Consider the following 19,160-nt stretch of genomic DNA (forward strand, 5'->3'; position numbering starts at 1 on the left):
GGATAGGTCTGGCGCCGCCGACGGGCACAGGATGTCGTCGCCAGACGCAGACGCCAGCCCTGAGTTACCCCTCGGACCGCGCAGAACTGGTCAAACTCTCCCGCAACCAGTCATGGCGGAACTGGTAGGCCGGTCCCGCCGCCCGCAGAAGGTTGCGGCGCCGGGCATCTTCAAGAAAGGACATCAGACGCACCGGGGTGCCCTCACTGATAGAGAGCTGGAGGGCGGAGAGGGCAGTGGCAACGCCCAGATTGCCGGCCGGGCCGGCGTAAAGGCAGGCCCATAGCCCACACACGGCACCGACCAAGACGCCGTCCCTGAGGTCGTACTCGTAGGCGATGAATGAGCCGCTGAATAGCGCGACTGCGACTCCCGTCAGGAGGCCGAGGACCAGCCTCAGCCCGATGTGGTGCCGCCACACGTCCCGGGGGCTGACAGCCCGGGTTTCCGTCACGGGGCGCTGGCTGAGCTGGTCCCTGAGTTCGTTGTTCTGGGGCCCTGATCCGTAGCCGAGGTAGGTCCCGACCACCAGTTTGTAGCCGCGGCTGCTCACCATCGTCGCGCTGTATCCGAGCGGAAGCGTGGAGAGGTAGGTGAACCAGGCAGGCATCGGGTCGTTTCCCGGCAGTTGGAAGACGAGCCAGCCCGCGGTTCCCGAGAAGAGCCAGGTGAAGGTGCCCAGGGCAATGGCGCCGGGCGGGAAGATATCGCGCCACCCGGCGCTGGGGAGCGGCTGCTGGTCGTTGAGCTCGATATGGCGGCGAGCGGCCAGGAATCCCCCGAGAAGTGCGCAGAGGGACGCTGCCAGGCACGCCCATACCGGGCCGGACGTCCGCCACAGTGTGAAGAGGGCAGCCACCCCGTACAGCAGACCGACGATGGCCCCCACCAGGATCATCCTGGGACGGCGGTCCGTCCAGGTAGGGATGTGCCACCAGCGTAGCTCTCGGTCGTCTTGCGCGTGGGTGACCTGCGTGGCGAGGTAACGCAGCGTCCGTTCGGCGGTCTCGGGGGAGTAACGCGGGCGTGGGCGTCTCGGTCTCGGGGTGTACGCGGCCGTGACCAACTGGGCTAGGAAGTGGTCTTGAAGGGATCGGGTGCTGGGGAAGCGGGCGGTGTCCAGCAGTTCGTCTACGGGCCGTCCGTTGCTGTCGGCATAGATGTCGCGGAGCAAGCCGATTGCCAGCGGACTGGTTAACGTCTCGGATATCGCGCTGCCGGGTTCGTCGAGGAGTCTGCGATTGAGCTCTTGCCAACCGGACGGGGCCGGGTCCGGTAGGGGATTCATGAGGTAGGCGCTGGCATCCTGGGCGCGCACCGGCTGGATCTCCAGCGCTGCCGCTCCGCTCAGCCGTTGCCGCCTGCCGGCGAGAGCTCTGGCCCGGGAGACAACCACAACGCGGAAGCTGGCCTCCTCCAGCGCGCTCAGCATGGCGGCGCGTTGCTTCCCGCCAACCTCATCGAGCCCGTCCAGGAACAGCGCAATCCGCCCCTGCTCCAGCAGTTCCCTCGCCCGAGCGACCCCTCCTCTGCTCCGGAAAAGGGTGTACTCGCGGGAGAGCCGGCCTGCCACCCAGTCGGTCACATCCTCCTGATTGGGGTCCCAGCCGAATGGCGTGAGCATCACCGGTACAGGGATACGGGCCCTTGCGTCCGACGCCGCCTCCGCGCGGTACTTGAGCGCCTCCCGGAGTAGCAGCACCGCGGCGGACGTCTTGCCCGCCGCTGGATCGCCCACAAGGAGCAGACGGCCCGAGGCCAGCCCGCCGTACACCGCGTGCAATTCGGGCAGAGCGCCGCCCCGGCGTAGAACGTCGCGTGTGACTGCAGCCAACCCGGGCAGCGGGGCGAAACGGGCGCGGCCCTCCTCGGCAATCGCCCCGTCGATCCGGCCTGCCACTTTGCGTTCGGTCACCTGCCATCGCGCCGGAAGGGGCGCAGGCTCTAAGAGCCGCCGCAGCCCGGCCTCCTTCTCCCACTCACTGCGCACGGCCTTGGCCAGTGCATCGGTCGCAACGTCCAGCGGGGTGCGCGGGGCGGCGGCCTGTTGCACCTGGGTGAACTTGCGGATCAACATGTACCCGGTGTTGGCCAGGCCGCCGTTGTTGGCAGTGGCGATCCCGGTATGGCTCACATGTACTGGGCCTGCGGGCCCTGGGTCAGGTCCGGTGTAGCCGGATGCCGCGGTGGCGCCGTCGCGGGCGGTGGCATCACCGGTTTCCGTGGCGGCAACTTTCGCCCCTTGCGTTGCGGCCGCGGCCTCGGGGCCGACGCCAGGGTCGCCGTCTAGGGCGGGGCGGCGACGGGACCATCTCACCATTGGCCAGAACCTCTCCCGCATGCCTTGCCTTCCCGGGGCCCGGTCAGCTGAAGTCGATACCTGTATTTGCGCTGCTGCCGGGGCCGTCCGAGGTGGCGTCGCCGGTTCGCTCCACCCGAATGGATACATTCCCGGCTTCCTGCGGGCGTTGCACGCCGGTTGACGCCCGACCTCCACCGGTCGCCTTGGCCCTCCCTGTATCGGCCACGACAAACCCGGGTTGCTGGTTGGAGGTTGGGGACTGCATCAATGCCCAAACCAGGGCGGCAATACCGGTGGCGCCCTGGACTGACGCGGCAACCAACTGCCCGGTATCCGGATTGTCCAGCAGCCAGAAGAACGGCGTTGATGCCGTCAGCACGACCGCGACCACTATGACCGTGATCTTCCTGCTTCGCGACATACCCACTCGCCCCTCCCAACAGCCAACGAACGCCTGCCCCCGGCAGCATCGGATGAACTTCGCTGGTACGCAAGGACGCCGCGGCGCGGGCCACCGGTTCCAACCACACGCAGAGCTGAACAGAAGAACTTGACAGGGAACGCCACGAACGTGCAGGCCGAGGCCCGCCGCCACCTGGTCGCCCTGGCCCGCGAGCACGACGTGCTGCCGATCGCGATCGTGCTGGACGTGCCGGAGCGGGTGTGCGCCGACCGCAACGCCGCCCGCCCGGACCGCGCCGGCATGCCGCGCCACGTCATCCAGCGCCACCAGCGCGAGCTGCGCCGCTCGCTGCGCGGACTGGAGCGCGAGGGGTTCCGCAAGGTGCACCTCCTGCGCGGCGTCGAGGAGGTGGACGCGGCCCGGGTCGTCACCGAGCGCCGGTACAACGACCTGACCCACCTCACCGGCCCGTTCGACATCATCGGCGACGTGCACGGGTGCAGCGCCGAACTGGAGACGCTGCTGGCGAGGCTCGGCTACCGGGACGGCACCCACCCCGAGGGCCGCACCGCCGTCTTCGTCGGCGACCTGGTCGACCGCGGTCCGGACAGCCCGGGCGTGCTGCGCCGCGTGATGGGCATGGTCGAGGGCGGCACCGCCCTGTGCGTGCCGGGCAACCACGAGAACAAGCTCGGCCGCTACCTCAAGGGCCGCAAGGTCCAGCACACCCACGGACTCGCCGAGACCGTCGAGCAGTTCGAGAAGGAGGACGCGCGCGACCCGCAGTTCCGCGCCCGGGTGCGGACCTTCGTCGAGGGCCTGGTCAGCCACTACGTGCTGGACGGCGGCAGGCTGGTGGTCTGCCACGCCGGGCTGCCCGAGAAGTACCACGGCCGCACCTCCGGCCGGGTCCGCTCGCACGCCCTGTACGGCGACACCACCGGCGAGACCGACGAGTTCGGCCTGCCCGTGCGCTACCCGTGGGCCGAGGACTACCGCGGCCGTGCCGCCGTGGTCTACGGCCACACCCCCGTGCCGACCGCGTCGTGGGTGAACAACACCCTGTGCCTCGACACCGGCGCCGTCTTCGGCGGCCGGATGACCGCGCTGCGCTGGCCGGAGCGGGAGATCGTCGACGTGCCGGCCGAGCGGGTCTGGTACGAGCCGGCGAAGCCGCTGGCCGCGCCCGCGCCCGGTGCGAAGGACGGCCGTCCGCTCGACCTCGCCGACGTCGCGGGCCGCCGCACCGTGGAGACCTCGCGGATGGGCCGGCTGGCCGTCCGGGAGGAGAACGCGGCCGCGGCGCTGGAGGTGATGAGCCGGTTCGCGGTCGACCCGCGCCTGCTCGGCTACCTGCCGCCGACGATGGCGCCGTGCGCCACGTCCACCCAGGACGGCTACCTGGAGCACCCCGCCGAGGCGTTCGCCTCCTACCGCGAGGACGGCGTCGCGCGGGTGCTGTGCGAGGAGAAGCACATGGGCTCGCGGGCGGTCGCCCTGGTCTGCCGCGACGAGGCCACCGCGCGGGAGCGCTTCGGGGTGGCGGCACCCGGGATCACCGGCACCGTGCACACCCGCACCGGCCGCCCCTTCTTCGACGACCCGGCCGTCACCGAGGAGGTGCTCGCCCGGCTGCGCGCCGCCGTGGCGGCCGCCGGACTGTGGGACGAGCTGGACACCGGCTGGCTGCTGCTCGACGCCGAGCTGCTTCCCTGGTCGCTGAAGGCGTCCGGCCTGCTGCGCAAGCAGTACGCGGCAGTGGGCGCCGCGTCCGGCGCCGCGTTCCCCGCCGCCCTCGCGGCGCTGGAGGCCGCGGCCGGCCGCGGTACCGACGTCGCCGCGCTGCTGACCCGGCAGGGCGGGCGGGCCGCGGACGCGGCGGCGTTCACCGAGGCGTACCGCCGCTACTGCTGGAGCACCGACGGCCTGGACGGAGTGCGGCTCGCGCCCTTCCAACTGCTGGCCGTCCAGGGCCGCAGCCTCGCGGACATGCCGCACGACCGGCAGTTGGCGCTGGTCGACCGGCTGGTCGAGGCCGACGCCAGCGGCCTGCTCCAGGCCACCCGCAGGCTGCACGTCGACACCGGTGACGAGGAGTCGGTGGCCGCCGGGGTGCGCTGGTGGCTGGAGATGACCGAGGCGGGCGGCGAGGGCATGGTGGTCAAGCCGTTGGCCGCGCTGGTGCGCAGCGGGTCCGGCCGGCTGGTGCAGCCCGGCGTGAAGTGCCGCGGCCGGGAGTACCTGCGGATCATCTACGGGCCGGAGTACACCCGCCCGGAGCACCTCGCCCGGCTGCGCGGCCGCGCGCTCGGCCACAAGCGGTCCCTCGCGCTGCGCGAGTACGCCCTCGGCCTGGAGGCGTTGGACCGGCTCGCGGCCGGCGAGCCGCTGTGGCGCGTGCACGAGGCGGTCTTCGCGGTGCTGGCGCTGGAGTCGGAGCCGGTCGACCCCCGACTGTGACCGCCGGCCCGCCACGGCACCGCGCCCCGCAACGACGGGCGCGGTGCCGTGTTGAGGCGCCGCCGACGTGGGAAGCTCTTCTTCCATGGCTTCCATGGCGGACAAGGGCTTCCACGTCGACTCCGAGACCGGGCGGTTGCGCCGCGTCATCCTGCACCGCCCCGACCTCGAACTGAAGCGGCTGACCCCCACCAACAAGGACGCGCTGCTCTTCGACGACCTGCTGTGGGTGCGCCGGGCCCGCGCCGAGCACGACGGGTTCGCCGACGTGCTGCGCGACCGCGGCGTGCAGGTCCACCTCTTCGGCGACCTGCTGCGCGAGTCACTGGAGGTGCCGTCGGCGAAGCGCCTCGTCCTGGACCGGGTCTTCGACGAGAAGGAGTACGGTCCGCTGGCCACCGGGCACCTGCGCGCGTCCTTCGACGAGCTGCCCGCCCCGGACCTGGCCGAGGCACTGGTCGGGGGCATGACGAAACGCGAGTTCCTGGAACGGTTCGCCGAGCCGGTGTCGGTGCGCTTCCACGCCATGGACCTGGACGACTTCCTGCTCAGCCCGCTGCCCAACCACCTGTTCACCCGTGACACCTCCGCCTGGGTCTACGACGGCGTGAGCATCAACGCGATGCGCTGGCCGGCCCGGCAGCGCGAGACCGTGCACTTCGAGGCGATCTACCGGCACCACCCGCTCTTCGCCGGCGGCGGCTTCCACGTCTGGTCCGAGGGCCAGCACGCCTACCCGTCGACGATCGAGGGCGGCGACGTGCTGGTGATCGGCCGCGGCGCGGTGCTGATCGGGATGAGCGAGCGCACCACCCCGCAGGCCGTCGAGATGCTGGCGCGCGGGCTGTTCGCGGCCGGCTCGGCCCGCAGCATCGTGGCGCTGGACATGCCGAAGGGCCGGGCGTTCATGCACCTGGACACCGTGATGACCATGGTCGACGGCGACACCTTCACGCAGTACGCGGGCCTGGGGATGCTGCGCTCGTACACCATCGAACCGGGCGCGGAGGAGGGCGAGCTGAAGGTCACCGACCACGCGCCCGAGCACATGCACCGGGCGATCGCCGCCGCGCTCGGCCTGGACACGATCACCGTGCTCACCGCCACGCAGGACGTGCACGCCGCCGAGCGCGAGCAGTGGGACGACGGCTGCAACGTGCTCGCGGTGGAGCCGGGCGTCGTGGTGGCGTACGAGCGCAACGCGACCACCAACACGTTCCTGCGCAAGCGCGGCATCGAGGTGATCGAGATCCCCGGCAGCGAGCTGGGCCGGGGGCGGGGCGGGCCGCGCTGCATGAGCTGCCCGATCGAGCGCGACGCGGTGCGAGCTGGTGCCTGAGCGGTGCGAGCTGGTGCCTGAGCGGTGCGGGAGGCGCCGGAGCGGCGCGAGCGGTGCCGTACGGTGCGGTGCGAGCCGAGCCGGTGGGCGCGGTGTGACCGGTGGCCCACCCGAGGGGGCTGTATAAGAATGCCGATCATCGTATAGGGTTCCACTGTTCGATGACGCCGCACGCTAGGAGTTCCGCATGGCCGTCGACCTCAAGGGCCGGCACTTCCTCAAGGAGCTGGACTTCACTCCGGAGGAGTTCCGCCACCTCGTGGCGCTGGCCGCGGAGCTGAAGGCCGCCAAGAAGTCCGGTGCCGAGCAGCAGCGCCTGCGCGGCCGGAACATCGCCCTCGTCTTCGAGAAGACGTCCACCCGTACCCGCAGCGCCTTCGAGGTGGCCGCCGCCGACCAGGGCGCCTCCACCACCTACCTCGACCCGTCCGGCTCGCAGATCGGCCACAAGGAGTCGATCAGGGACACCGCCCGGGTGCTGGGGCGGATGTTCGACGGCATCCAGTACCGCGGGCACGGCCAGTCCGCCGTCGAGGAACTGGCCGCGTACGCCGGGGTCCCGGTGTGGAACGGCCTCACCGACGAGTGGCACCCCACCCAGATGCTCGCCGACGTGCTCACCATGACCGAGCACAACCCCAAGCCGCTGGCCGAGATCTCCTACGCCTACCTCGGCGACGCCCGCTACAACATGGGCAACTCGCTGCTGGTCACCGGCGCGCTGCTCGGCATGGACGTGCGGATCGCGGCGCCCGAGGCGATGTGGCCGCACGCCGACGTGATCGCCCGCGCGCGGGAGGTGGCCGGGAGCACCGGGGCGCGGATCACCCTCACCGAGGACGTGGAGGAGGGGGTGCGCGGCGTGGACCACGTGCACACCGACGTGTGGGTGTCGATGGGCGAGCCCAAGGAGGTCTGGGACGAGCGCATCCGGCTGCTCGCCCCGTACGCCGTGACCGCCGACGTGATGCGGGCCACCGGCAACCCCGAGGCCACCTTCCTGCACTGCCTGCCCGCGTTCCACGACCTCGGCACCGCCGTGGGCCGCGAGATCCACGCCCGGCACGGGCTGGACCACCTGGAGGTCTCCGACGAGGTCTTCGAGTCCGAGCGGTCCGTCGTCTTCGACCAGGCCGAGAACCGCATGCACACCATCAAGGCGGTCCTCGTCGCGACGCTCGGCTGAGTCCGGGGGCCGACCGAACTCGGCTAGGGTACGGACGAGTTCCGGTCCCGTTGGCCGGAAGCGGTCCGGCCGGCAGGGGGAGGCATGGGGAACGGCGAGGGCGTGCCGACCGGCGCGGTGGACGGTGCGCCGCAGGTGGCGGGTTCGGAGCTGACCGCGGTCGTGGTCCACGCCGAGGGTGCGGTGTGCACGCGCCGCGCCTCGGTCGTCCTGCCCGCTCTGCTCCCCGCACCCGGCGCGGAAAGCGGCGGCGTGGTGGACGGCGGCGCCGTGGACGACGGCGCGGAAGGTGGCCGTGGACCCGGTGAGGGCGGAGGAGGCGGGGGAGCCCGGGACACCGGTACCCTCCGCGTCCGGATCGGCGGCCTGCCGCCGACGCTCAGCCCCGGTTCGCTCCGCGGCACCGTGCTCTCCGGCCCGCCCGGCCTGCGGGTGGCGGACGTGCGCGTGGACGTCACCGCCACCCTGCGGCGCGGTGAGGAGATTCCCGGCCTGCGGCTGGACCTGGAGGACGCCGAGGACCGCCTCGCGCGGCTGCGGGACCGCCGCGACCGGCTGGCGGCCGAGATCGCGGAGGTCGCCGGCTTCCGGGCCGAGCCGCCCCAGCAGCGGCGCGGCGACCCGCCCCGCTGGGCCCCGGTGGAGTCCATCCTCGCGCTGGCCGGGTTCGTGGACGCGCGGCTCGCCGTGCTGCACGGCCGACTGCGGTCCACCGAGGACGCGTTGGAGCAGGCGGAACACGACGCCGACGTGCTCGGGCGCCGGCTGGAGGAGACCTCCGGCGCAGAGCCCACCGACCGCGTGGAGCCGTCGGTGCAGGCGGTGGTGACGCTGGTGCGCGAGGCTCCGCAGGATGATGCCGCGGCCCCCGGGGCGTCGTCGGCAGCCGCCCCGTCCGCCGCGTCCGAGAGATCCGAGAGATCCGAGACGTCCGAGAGATCCACGGCGCCCGAGCCACCCGCGGACCGCGAAGTGCCCGGTGGCGAGGACGCCGACGCGGCGCCCGCCGCCGCACCGCCCGGGAACGCCCGCGTGGAAGCCCGCTTGGAGCTGGAGTACCACGTCCCCGGCGCCACCTGGACCCCCGTCTACCAGTTGCGCCTCGACAGCGGCAGCGGCGCCGGCACCCTGGTGCTGCGCGCCGGAGTCGCCCAGCGCACCGGCGAGGACTGGACCGGTGTACGCCTCGGCCTGTCCACCGCCGACCTGCTGCGCCGCGCCGACCTGCCCGAACTGCGCAGCCTGCGCATCGGCCGCAGCCAGCAGGAGCCGTCCGCCCCCGGCTGGCGCGAACCCCCGCCCGGACTCGACGAGTTGTTCACGGGGTACGACACCGCCACCGCGGCCCTGGCCGTGCCCGCGTCCGGCGGTGCGGTGGTCGGCGGCGCCGTGCCGTGGCGCCCGGCCGCCTCCCGAGCCGGCGGCGCCCCCGGGTCGGCGTCCTTCGGCCCGTTCGACGAGGACCGCGTCCTCGCGGAGCCGGCCGGCTTCGGCTACGGCGCCCCGCCCGACGCCGCCGGCTCCTTCCCCGGGCCCGCCCCGCTGCCCCCGCCCAGCGCCGCGCCCGTCGCCCCGCTGCCCGCGGCCGCGCAGCCCCGGCTCCGCAACGCCCCGCGCCGGGCCGCCGCCCCCGGCTCCGCCCCGGGGACGCCGCCGGCCCCGCCCGTCCCCACGGCCGAACTCCTCGACTACGCCGGCCTGGTGCTCGCCGGACCCGAGGCGCCCGAGGGTCGGGGCACGCTCCGCGCCGTCGGCGGGGAGGCCGACGCGGTCGTGACGGAGTACCGCCGCCGCGCCGCCGCCGTGGCCCACCTCGCCCGCCCCGCCCACGCGGTGGACGTCCGCCGCTCGGCCGGCTCGTTCGACTACCGCTTCGACACCGCGGCGCCTGTGGACGTGGAGGCGGACGGCCGCTGGCACACCGTGCCGGTGAGCGAGGTACCGGTCCGCACCGAGTTCGAGTACGTCTGCGTGCCGGCGCGGGACACCGCGGTGTTCGGCACGGTCCTGGTCACGAACACCTCCGCGCAGCCGCTGCTCGCCGGCCCCGCCGACGTCATGGTCGGCGGGGACTTCGTGCGCACCGCCGCGCTGCCCACCCTGGCCCCCGGCCAGCGGCAGGCCGTCGGCCTCGGGGTGGCCGAGAGCGTCCAGGTCGCACGCCGCGCGCACATGCGCGAGTCGACCGCCGGGCTGCGCGGCGGCACCACGGTGCTCGACCACACCGTGGAGGTGGAGGTCGCCAACCGGCTGCCGTACCCGGCGCTCGTGGAGGTGCGCGAGCGCATCCCCACCTCGACCGACAAGGACGTACGGATCGAGGAGCACCGGGCGGAACCGGGCTGGACCGACCCCGGCGCGCCGCTGGAAGGCCAGGAGGACGCGTACGTTCCCGGCGCCCGGGTGTGGCGCGTCACGCTGGAGCCGGGGCGGACCGCGACCCTCACCGGGGGGTACGAGATCCGGCTGCCGGTGGGCAAGTCGGTCGTCGGCGGAAACCGGAGGAACTGACACCATGACTGCCGCCCCGGACCCCTCGACCTCCCTGCCGAGCCCCGCCCCCGCCGCCCAGGACATCCCGAACCCGCGTTCCGCCCAGGGGAGTTCGGCGTCCGCCCCCCGGCAGGACCTGCTCCACCTGCCGATCACCGCGGTGACCTGCCTGGAGGACCGCGCCCAGGTCGAGCGCGCCGGCGGCGTCACCCTCGCCGCCGGCGCCCAGCGGCTGCGGATCGGGCCGGTCACGCCGCTGGCCGTCGACCGCTCGCTGCGCGCGGAGGTCTCGGCCCGCCCGGGCGAGGGCGAGGACCCGCCCTCGGACGGCGCCGCCCGCGTCGTGGACGCCCGCGTGGTGCGCGCCTACACCCCCGCCCCGCCCGGCGAACCCGGCCGGGACGCCTCGCAGTTGCGCCGCGACGTGCACGAGCTGGAACGCGAGCTGTACGACGCCCGCCAGGTCAAGCAGCGGCAGGAGAACGCGCTCGCGGTGGTCGACCAGGCCAGGACCGACCTGCACCGCGACATCGTGCAGGGCGCGGGCGCGGGCTCCGCCGACCCGGAGCGCTGGGCCGACCGGCTGGACCGCGTCGACCAGGAGGCCGAGACCCGGATCGGCGAACTGCACCGGCTGCGCCGGCGGTTGCACGACATCGACGAGGAACTGCGGGAGGCCCGAGCGGCGTTGGCGGCCACCGAACACGAACCCCACGTGCTGACCGCGCACGTGGAGCTCGTGGTGGAGGCGGCCGCCGCCGGTCCGGCGGACGTGCGGGTCGCGCACCTGGTGCCGTGCGCGCTGTGGCGGCCCGCCTACCGGGCCACGCTCGGCGCGGACCAGGACACGGTGCGGCTGGAGACCGACGCGTTCGTGTGGCAGGCGACCGGCGAGGACTGGCACGGCGTCGCGCTGTCGCTGTCCACCGCGCGGCCCACCCTGGCCGCGAACCCGCCCGCGCTCACCGAGGACGTCCTCACCCTGCGCGAGCGGTCGGCCGAGGAGCGCCGCACCGTGGAGGTGAACCTCCGCGAGGAGGAGATCCGCACGGTCGGCCCCGACACGGCCGACGGCGGGGCGACCGGCGGCGGGGCGGCGGGCGCCGCCCGGGTGCCGGGGCTCGACGACGGCGGCGCGGTGCGCACGCTGGCCGCCCCGCACCCGGTCGACGTCCCCTCCGACGGGCGCCCGCACCGCGTGCACCTCTCCTCCTTCACCGCCGGCTGCCGCGCCGAGCGCACCTGTGCCCCCGAGCTGTCGCCGCTGCCGGTGACGGCCGCGCGCTTCGCCAACGCCGCCGGCCACGTCCTGCTGGCCGGCCCGGTGGACCTGGTGCGGGGCAGCGGCTTCGTCGGACGGGGCGAGCTGGCCTTCACCGGCCTCGGCGCGCAGGTGCGGCTCGCCTTCGGCGGCGAGGACACCTTCCGGGTGGTCCGCCAGGTCGAGGAGAGCCGCGAGACGGCGGGGCTGACCGCCATCAACCAGCGCACCGTGATCACCCGTCGGGTCCGGCTCTTCGTCTCCCGCCTCGACGCGCCGGACGGCGCCGCCGCGCAGGAACTGGTGATCCGCGAACGGGTCCCGGTCTCGGAGGTCTCGGCGGTCGAGGTGCGCGTGCGGACCGACGCCTCCTCCCCGGCGCCCGACGAGGTCGACGACGAGGGGATCGTCCGCTACACCCTCAGCCTCGGGCCGGGCGAACGCCGCGAGCTCACCCTCGTCCACGAGCTCACCGCGTCCAGCTCCGTGACGGGCCTGTGAGCGGGGTCCGTGGCCGTGGGCGGGAGGAGCGGTCCGCCGCTCAGGCGGACGGCAGGGGAGCGGTGAGCGGCTCCAGCAGGGTCTCCAGGTTCCGCAGCGCGACCTGCTTGCGGAACTCCCCTTCGTAGGACGCGTCGCCGGCGTCGTGCATCGCCTCGGTCATCCACACCGCGGACGCCTGCCGCTGCCAGGTGTGCGCCAGGCAGGTCGCGGAGTAGCCGTCGAGCAGGCCGGAGTCGCCCTCCTCGACCTGACGGACGACCGCGCGGGCGAAGGTGTCGGCGTCGTGGAGGGCGAGGCTCATCCCCTCCGCGCTCATCGGCGAGATGAGGTGCGCGGCGTCCCCGAGGAGGTGGAGGCCGCCGTAGCTCATGGGGCTGAACACCACCCCGCGCAGCGGCACGATCTGCTTGCTCGTGACCGGCCCCCGGGGGGTCACGGGCGCGCCGCAGCGGGCGGATCAGCGGCACGATCCAGGAGATGTTCACCACGAAAGACGCAGGTATTACCAAGGAAGGCTTTGACGGGACCTTCTCCGGCATCACTTCCCACCATGAATCGTCCTGTGGTCTGCCCACCGCAGAAAATCCAGCCGGTCCAGCTGTCAGCAGAGAATCACCGTAGATGAAGCATCGTGACCGGCAGATGGTCATCGTCATCCGTCAGGCTGCAACGGGCGGGCTCGCCGCTGGGCTGATGTACGGTGCGGGCCCGTGGGCCGATCGCCAGCGCCGCAATACCGGTAAAGAGGGGACGATTTGCCGGGCGTTCTTCGGACCGGCGGCAGCGGCACTGCGCGCGGTCGCCGCGTCCGCCGTACCGGTGGCTGTCCTGGTCCTGTTGGTCAGCGGCTGCGCGGTCTGTGTGGCGCTCGTGGTCCTCCGCGGAGACCACCATGCCGGCGAGCTGCCGGCCGAGGGCTCCGGCCGCAAGCAGACCAGAGGCTGACCTGGCGACTGAACGGACAACGGGCTCCGGAGCACTCCCGGGATCCACGGTTGCTTCGGGTCCGTGTGTGCCCCGTCACCGATTCGGTCGTGGTCCCTCGGGGGCTTTCTGCCCTGCCTTATGTCAGGCCGAAGACGCGCTCGGCGTTGTTGTGGCTGATGTTGGCTCGTTGGGTGTCGGTGAGGGGAGCCGTTCTGAGGAAGGCGACCGATTGCGCGGTGTCTTCGTACGGGGTGTCGATCGCGAACATGATGTTGGTGTCGCCGACGGCGCGCAGGGCGAGATCGAGGGCGTCGGGGTCGTCGATTCCGCTGGTGGTGATGGTGAAGTTGCGGCGGAAACAGTCGCTGGGGGCCAGTTCCAGGCGGGGCATGGTCGTTGCGGCGCCCTGGGTGCGTGCGGCGAAGGCGTGGCGGTTGTCGATGCGCTTGAGGTAGTAGGGGATGCCTTCGCCGAGGTGGCCCAGGATGATGCTCAGGCCGGGGTGGCGGTCGAGGGTGCCGCTGAGGATGAGCCGCATGGCATGCAGTGAGGCTTCGGCCGCATAGCCCCAGATGGCGCCGGACATGCCGTAGGGGGAGTACTGGTCGAGCATGCTCGGAACCCGGGGGTGCAGGTAGACCGGGGCGTGGTGGGCCTCGGCCGCGGCGAGCAGCGGGGCGAACTGCGGCTCGTCCAGGTAGTGGCCGCGGGTGTGCGAATTGATCATGATGCCGTGCAGGCCGAGCGGGCCCATGGCCCGCTCGATCTCCGCCGCGGCTTCTTCGGGGGCCTGCGGCGCGACGGTGGCCAGCCCGCCGAAACGGCTGGGCCGGTCCCTGACGATCTGGGCGAGTTCGTCGTTGAAGTCGCGGGCCAGGCCGGCCGCGTCGGCCGGTGCGTACGGCTGAACACCGGGCGGGTTCAGGCTCAGCAGCGCCATGTCCTGTCCGGCCGCGTCCATGGCGGCCAGGCGCGCGTCGAGGTCGAGGAGCCGAGAGCGGGTGGGCTCAAGGCTTTCGACGGCGCGGGTGAGCTCGACCTCGGTGCGGTCGCCGGGAGCGAAGTCCAGGCCGTGGGCCCGTTCGAGGAACGCGCGGGTGGTGAAGTGTTCTTCTACGGCGATGACACGGTGGTCAGCCATCTCGTCTCTCTCCTTCTCGTTGCCGGTGCCCCCGGATGCCAGGCGGCGGTGGACGGGTGTTCGGCCCCCGTCCACCGCCGCATGTCGGCTTTTCAGGCTCGGCGGCCGCCGTCGACCGACAGAGCGGTGCCGGTGACGTAGGTGGCCTCCGGCGAGCACAGCCACACCGCGGCGGCGGCGACCTCTTCGGACTCCGCCAGCCTGCGCAGCGGGGTGACGGCCTCCTGCTGGGCGACCATCTGCGTGCCGGCCCGTGCGACTACGCCGTCGAACATGGCTGTCTTCGTCAGCGCGGGGCACAGTGCGTTGACCCGGATGTTGTCCGGGCCGTAGTCGACGGCGGCCACCTTGGACAGACCGACCACACCGTGCTTGCTGGCCACGTACGCCGGCGCTGCGGGAATGGCGTACAGGCCTCCGTTGGAGGCGACGTTGACGATCGCCCCGCCGCCCCGCCGCTGCAAGGCGGGCAGTTCATACTTCATGCACAGCCAGGTGCCGATCACGTTGACCCGCAGCACGTGCTCCCACTCCTGGAGCGTCATGTCCGTGAGGACCCGGTTGTGCGAGGGGACTCCGGCGTTGTTGACCGCGAAGTCGAGCCCGCCGAACGCGTCCATGACCCGGGCCACCGCCTGCCGGACGGACGCCTCGTCGCCGATGTCGACGGCGACGGCCTCGGCCCGGCCGCCCTCCCCGGCGATCAGCTCCACGGTCTCGCGGGCACGGTCCTCGTCCAGGTCCAGGACGGCGACCGCGGCGCCACGCCGGGCGAAATCGAGCGCGGCGGCGCGCCCGATTCCGCTGCCGGCGCCGGTCACCAGACCGGCTGTGCCCGAGTAGCCGCTCATGCCAGCGGCTCGTGGTTGACCCAGATCGCCTTGTACGGGTGCCGGGTCTGCCAGCGCTTGATGAGGTCGAGTGCCCCGGGGATCGTGAAGGTGGCGTTCAGGGCGTCGAGGTCGGCCAGGCGCAGCTGCACGATCGCGGAGGCCACCGCCACCGGAGCATGGTCGTCACCCGGGACGCGAATGTGGTGCCGGGCCGCGACCGACTCGACCAGACCGGAGCCCATCACGAGCTCCTCGAACTCCTTCAGATACTGATCCAGCTCACTGGCGGGAATCGGGTTGTCGAACGAAACGATCATCGTGTGGTGAATCATGGCTCCAGTGAACAGGCATTTCCCGGGCACGTCCAAGATCTATACGTTTTCGATCGATGCCTTGGAGGAATAGGTTGAGGGCGTAGGCTTGCGGGGGTGCCCGATCTGGAAACGCGCGAGCCGGAGTACTTCGTCGCCGTCGCCGAGGAACTGCACTTCGGCCACGCGGCCGTCCAGCCCTGGCCATCGCGCAGCCGGCCCTGTCCAAAGCGGTGCGGCGCCCGGAGGCCCGCCTCGGAGTGAAACTGCTGGAGCGATCCAGCCGAAGCGTCCGTCTCACCCCCGCCGGTGAAGCCCTCCTGCACCACGGGCCGGCGCGCGCTCAACGCGGTCGACACAGCCGCCGAGAAGGCCCGCCGGGCCGGCGACCAGCAGACCCGGCTGCGCCTGGTGATCAAGCCGCGCGGCGACGCGAACCTGCTGTCCGCCATCCTGGCCGCCTACGCCGGGCGGCCCGACGCCCGCCAGGTGGACATCGGGAGATCGTTCGCGGGACGACGCTCAGCCGAAAACACGGCACGGAATCATCCAGCACGTAGAGGCGGCGCCCACCTGGGCGCCACCTTTCGCTACCGCCGGACGCGCACGAGTTCGCCGACGGCAGACGGTGAATACTCCACACGGACTGGAAAATTCCCTCTGTGCATGTCAAGTTTGACGGATTCCTGTCAAATGTCGAGCGGAAGAGATCGGGCCTGAAGGGCCCTGGCCCTATGCGAAGTTGTTAGTCAACATCGCGCGTATATGATCTCCCAAGGGAATCTGCCCCCGACTTGCTACTGAACTAGAATTCGTGATGTCGGTCAGCCGTCCGTGATCAGGCCGGTGCCGGCCAGACACCCGTCGACCAGGTCCGGGCGGTACTGGATCTGCTTGAGCCTGCGCTTGACGGCCTGGGTGATCTGGCCGAGGTCGGCTGCGGCGAGGTTGCCCATGTCGCGCTTAACCAGCGACCAGATGCCCTCCTGCGGGTTCAAGTCCGGTGAGTAGCTGGGAAGCTGGAAGACGGTGAGCCAGTCCGCGTGGTCGGCGATGAACTGGCGCATCGGTTCGACCAGGTGCATGCGCAGGTTGTCCCAGACCAGCACGATCGGGCCGCCGAGCTGGATGTGCGCTCTGACCAGCAGGTCACGCAGGTCGCGCCAGCCGATGCCCTTCGGCTCGCCCTTGCGGCCCCGGTACTCGCGGACCGAGTAGAACATCCTCGACCGCTTCCCCGGCTTGTAGCAGGTCAGCCCGGCCATGGACACCCGACCCGAGCCCCGGCCACGGACCCTGACCACCGGCGTTACGCCCTTGCGTCCCCAGCTTCTCGCGCGCGGCGGCGTCATCGACTGCCCGGCTTCGTCCTCGAAGACGATCCAGGCCCCGTGCCCCGCCGCGGTGCTCTTACCCGCGGCCAGGTCTCCTTCTTCCAGACCTCGACCGCCGCGTCGTCGCGTTCGATCGCCCGCCGGGCGGGCTGCTGCCAGGACCAGCCGTGCCGCTTCGGCAGCAGCCAGGTGCCCTCCACCGTGTAGCTCACATGGAACAGCCGGCCGATCAGCGTCTTGATCCGCGCCAGTGTCCACCGCTGGTCGGCCCAGCCGTGGACCAGCGGCCCCCGCTCCAGCTCCCGTTCCAGCCGGGCGATCTGCTTCTCGCCGAGCCTCGGCCGGCCCGGCGATCCCTTCGACAGAACCCCCGCTTCACCGCGCTCGCGCCACTGACGGCGCCACCGCTCCACCGACCGCTCGCTGACCCGCAGCACGGCAGCGATCTCCCCGTTCTTCTGCCCGCCCTCGAAGCGTTCCACGGCCTGCAGCCGGACCCGCTCCCTCACGGCCCTCCCGGCGTCGGTCAACCCGCCGCCCTGTGCGTATCTCACGGTCCAGGGCTACCGGAGCGGACCGGCCGCCGTCAGGCGAACGGCTCCGACATCACCCAATCAAGTTCAGTAGCGGCCGCCGACGATTCGTGCCGTTTGTGTCCTGACGCCTTCGAATGAGGATCGCACCCCCGTGTTCTCCCGGCGGCTCGCGGTCGTAGGACGCCCGACTACGACGACCCTGCACACCACGCTTTCCGGAACTGACGTCGGGAGTCTGCTCCGAGGGGAGAAGTGCCCACGCCGCCGTCTGCACGTCGCACCGCGGGCGGCTGGACAGCCCGTATTGTCGGCGGCATGGAGCCCGACATCTCAGGAGACAGTGAAGCGGTCGACGGGCCTGGTGATCCGCTCATCCCGATGCCGGAACTGACTCCGGAAGCCCTACGCGCAGCTGTCGAGGTGATCGCACCGCACAGGCTCCCCACCCTCACCGCCCATCTCTTCCAGGCAGCCAGTAGCGCCCAACAGATCCAGAGCCTCGACCCACTGCGGGCCTTCGTCCACTCCTGGGCCGTCTTCGTCGCCATCAACCGGCATCCGAAGCGAGCAGCACGCTTCCGCGAACTTGAGCAGATCGTGGAGACATCGGCGAGCGACGCCTTAGCCGCGGTCAAGGAGATCAACAGCATCCGAGAGTCCGCACAAGCAGAAGCCGGCCTATAGCGACGGTCAGTTGAGGAGCAGTCCCTGTCAACGGCCACTGAGATGCCCAGGTGGGCGGGCGTCGGACGTCCGGGCTGGTGGCCATCAGAAAATCAACCGCTGTGGCCAGTGGCGTTCCTGGGGCTGGGTCACGTCACGGGGACCTCTCCCTCGCCGACAGGGCCTCGGTGAGATCGCCCACAATTCCAGCGGGCGGCCGGGCCGGGTGAGCACCGCCCGTCGGGCCATGCGGACCTCGGCTCGGGCCGCGATCTCCTTAAGGAATAATTCTCGATTCTAGCCAATTTTCTCATTCGCATCAGTTCGCTCATGGCAGACATTTTGGCCCGGCAAATGAGCGGATTGCTGCCGGGGTATGTGTCAAGCTATACCCTTCACTCGTTGCGCAAAGAAGGAAATTTCCTTGTTGGTTGGCTGGGCCTCCACACCGCGTAGTGAGATTTCTCCGGGACGGCTGGTGCCGCGAGGTCCGAGGTCGGGCGTGTGCCCGGCCACGTGGGTCCCCTCGGCGCGCGGCGACGGCAGTGCTCAGCGGTGACACGGCGGGCGGAGTCCCAGTCGGGCCGTGGGTGAGCTGGGCTGTATAGCCCAGAAAATGCCGTCCCAACTCGTCCCAGACCCGCTCGTCCGGCCACTGCTCGACGGTGTCGGTGAGCGGGCACTGCAGGTAGACCCGGCTCGTGTCGGGCCCCCGGGTGATCTGGGCGGCGAAACCGCGGGAGTGCACCGCCAGCACCGCCGGCGGGTTCGCGGGCGCCTCGGTCATGACGGTGAGTCACGCGTACCCGAACTCGTGGGTGGAGCAGGTGAGGACGTCGTCGGGGACGGCCGTCCTGCTGACGCCGTGGTAGCCGTCGCAGCCGGCGACGAGGTCGCAGCTCAGGGTGGTGGTCGCGCCGTCGGCCCGCCGGTAGCGCACCAGGGGGTTTCCGGTGCCGACGTCGTGCAGGGAGACGTCCTCCGCGCCGAAGCGGAGGTCCCCGCCGTCGCGCAGGAAGACGCTGATCAGGTTGCGGACCAGGACCTGCTGGGGACAGAACACCCCGTCGTCCCCGCCCGCCGCTTCGTCCCCGCCCGCCCCGTCGTCCCCCCACCCGTCGCCGCCGGTCCGCCACCGACGCTCCTCGCCCTCGATCAGCAGCGGCATGGCCTCCTCGGAGTCGCCGTGGTCCAGGCCCTCCACGACCTCGGCCAGACCCCACTTCCGGAGCCTGCGGACCCCGCCGGCGTCGAGGGACCCGGCCCGCTGCCGCTGCTCCACGTGCTCACGACTGTGCTTCTCCAGGACGACGCAGCCGATCCCCCTGCGCAGGAGGAAGGTGCCGAGCGCCAGCCCGGCGACCCCGCCTCCCACGATGACGACGGTGGTGTCCTTGGTGGTTGTGCTCATGGCTTTTCGAGCTCCAGATGCCGGGAGCCGACCGGGGTGGTGCGGCCCACTGGCCC

At 71.8% G+C, this 19,160-nt stretch carries 15 protein-coding genes and 1 pseudogene; 8 read left to right on the top strand and 8 right to left on the bottom strand.

What is annotated here, in order from left to right; translation table 11 throughout:
* Positions 1–64 precede the first annotated feature (64 nt).
* Together RVR_RS28370 and RVR_RS28375 are read right to left on the bottom strand one after the other, a co-directional pair.
* Positions 65–2,134, bottom strand: a complete 2,070-nt coding sequence (locus RVR_RS28370; RefSeq protein ID WP_202236759.1) for an NACHT domain-containing protein — start codon at positions 2,132–2,134, stop codon at positions 65–67.
* Positions 2,135–2,363: 229 nt separating this feature from the next.
* Positions 2,364–2,723, bottom strand: coding sequence for a hypothetical protein (locus RVR_RS28375; RefSeq protein WP_202236760.1), 360 nt, complete (start codon positions 2,721–2,723; stop codon positions 2,364–2,366).
* A 33-nt stretch (positions 2,724–2,756) separates the two neighbouring features.
* On the opposite strand from RVR_RS28375, the gene RVR_RS28380 reads away from it, so the two are divergent.
* The 5 genes from RVR_RS28380 (at position 2,757) to RVR_RS28400 (ending at position 11,945) form a co-directional block, all read left to right on the top strand.
* Positions 2,757–5,165, top strand: coding sequence for a polynucleotide kinase-phosphatase (locus RVR_RS28380; protein ID WP_237405427.1), 2,409 nt, complete (start codon positions 2,757–2,759; stop codon positions 5,163–5,165).
* Positions 5,166–5,250: 85 nt separating this feature from the next.
* Entirely contained in the window at positions 5,251–6,504 is a 1,254-nt protein-coding gene (locus RVR_RS28385; protein WP_237405013.1) for an arginine deiminase, read from the top strand.
* A 187-nt stretch (positions 6,505–6,691) separates the two neighbouring features.
* The gene (gene argF / locus RVR_RS28390; RefSeq protein WP_202236761.1) at positions 6,692–7,690 is read left to right on the top strand and encodes an ornithine carbamoyltransferase; all 999 of its coding nucleotides are present in this window, start codon (positions 6,692–6,694) and stop codon (positions 7,688–7,690) included.
* Between the two features lie 84 nt (positions 7,691–7,774).
* A complete protein-coding gene (locus tag RVR_RS28395) occupies positions 7,775–10,201 on the top strand; it encodes a DUF4139 domain-containing protein (protein ID WP_202236762.1) in 2,427 nt (808 codons plus the stop codon).
* 4 nt (positions 10,202–10,205) lie between these two features.
* Positions 10,206–11,945, top strand: a complete 1,740-nt coding sequence (locus RVR_RS28400) for a DUF4139 domain-containing protein (protein ID WP_202236763.1) — start codon at positions 10,206–10,208, stop codon at positions 11,943–11,945.
* Positions 11,946–11,985: 40 nt separating this feature from the next.
* Here the strand turns inward: RVR_RS28400 and RVR_RS28405 are convergent, their stop codons facing one another.
* A complete protein-coding gene (locus RVR_RS28405) occupies positions 11,986–12,384 on the bottom strand; it encodes an FAD-dependent monooxygenase (RefSeq protein ID WP_202236764.1) in 399 nt (132 codons plus the stop codon).
* Between the two features lie 185 nt (positions 12,385–12,569).
* Between RVR_RS28405 and RVR_RS28410 the strand changes: the two genes are divergently transcribed.
* The gene (locus RVR_RS28410) at positions 12,570–12,893 is read left to right on the top strand and encodes a hypothetical protein (RefSeq protein ID WP_202236765.1); all 324 of its coding nucleotides are present in this window, start codon (positions 12,570–12,572) and stop codon (positions 12,891–12,893) included.
* Between the two features lie 118 nt (positions 12,894–13,011).
* Here RVR_RS28410 and RVR_RS28415 read toward each other — a convergent pair whose 3' ends face one another.
* The 3 genes from RVR_RS28415 to RVR_RS28425 form a co-directional block, all read right to left on the bottom strand.
* A complete protein-coding gene (locus RVR_RS28415) occupies positions 13,012–14,016 on the bottom strand; it encodes an amidohydrolase family protein (protein WP_202236766.1) in 1,005 nt (334 codons plus the stop codon).
* A 92-nt stretch (positions 14,017–14,108) separates the two neighbouring features.
* Positions 14,109–14,867, bottom strand: a complete 759-nt coding sequence (locus tag RVR_RS28420) for an SDR family NAD(P)-dependent oxidoreductase (RefSeq protein WP_202236767.1) — start codon at positions 14,865–14,867, stop codon at positions 14,109–14,111.
* Positions 14,864–15,181, bottom strand: coding sequence for a hypothetical protein (locus RVR_RS28425; RefSeq protein WP_202236768.1), 318 nt, complete (start codon positions 15,179–15,181; stop codon positions 14,864–14,866). The genes RVR_RS28420 and RVR_RS28425 overlap by 4 nt, the downstream gene beginning before the upstream one ends.
* A gap of 96 nt (positions 15,182–15,277) precedes the next feature.
* On the opposite strand from RVR_RS28425, the pseudogene RVR_RS28430 reads away from it, so the two are divergent.
* A pseudogene (locus tag RVR_RS28430) lies at positions 15,278–15,658 on the top strand (LysR family transcriptional regulator); the annotation flags it as partial.
* A 326-nt stretch (positions 15,659–15,984) separates the two neighbouring features.
* Here the strand turns inward: RVR_RS28430 and RVR_RS39205 are convergent.
* A protein-coding gene (locus tag RVR_RS39205) for an IS630 family transposase (RefSeq protein WP_430393190.1) occupies positions 15,985–17,048 on the bottom strand; the annotation gives its coding sequence in 2 pieces (ribosomal slippage) (positions 15,985–16,601 and positions 16,601–17,048; 1,065 coding nt in all).
* Between the two features lie 297 nt (positions 17,049–17,345).
* Here RVR_RS39205 and RVR_RS28445 point away from each other — a divergent pair.
* A complete protein-coding gene (locus RVR_RS28445; RefSeq protein WP_237405017.1) occupies positions 17,346–17,714 on the top strand; it encodes a hypothetical protein in 369 nt (122 codons plus the stop codon).
* Between the two features lie 775 nt (positions 17,715–18,489).
* Here RVR_RS28445 and RVR_RS37985 read toward each other — a convergent pair.
* The gene (locus RVR_RS37985) at positions 18,490–19,104 is read right to left on the bottom strand and encodes an FAD-dependent monooxygenase (RefSeq protein ID WP_237405018.1); all 615 of its coding nucleotides are present in this window, start codon (positions 19,102–19,104) and stop codon (positions 18,490–18,492) included.
* Positions 19,105–19,160: the final 56 nt, after the last annotated feature.

Source organism: Streptomyces sp. SN-593 (assembly GCF_016756395.1).
In the GTDB taxonomy this organism is placed as follows: Bacteria; Actinomycetota; Actinomycetes; order Streptomycetales; family Streptomycetaceae; genus Actinacidiphila; species Actinacidiphila reveromycinica.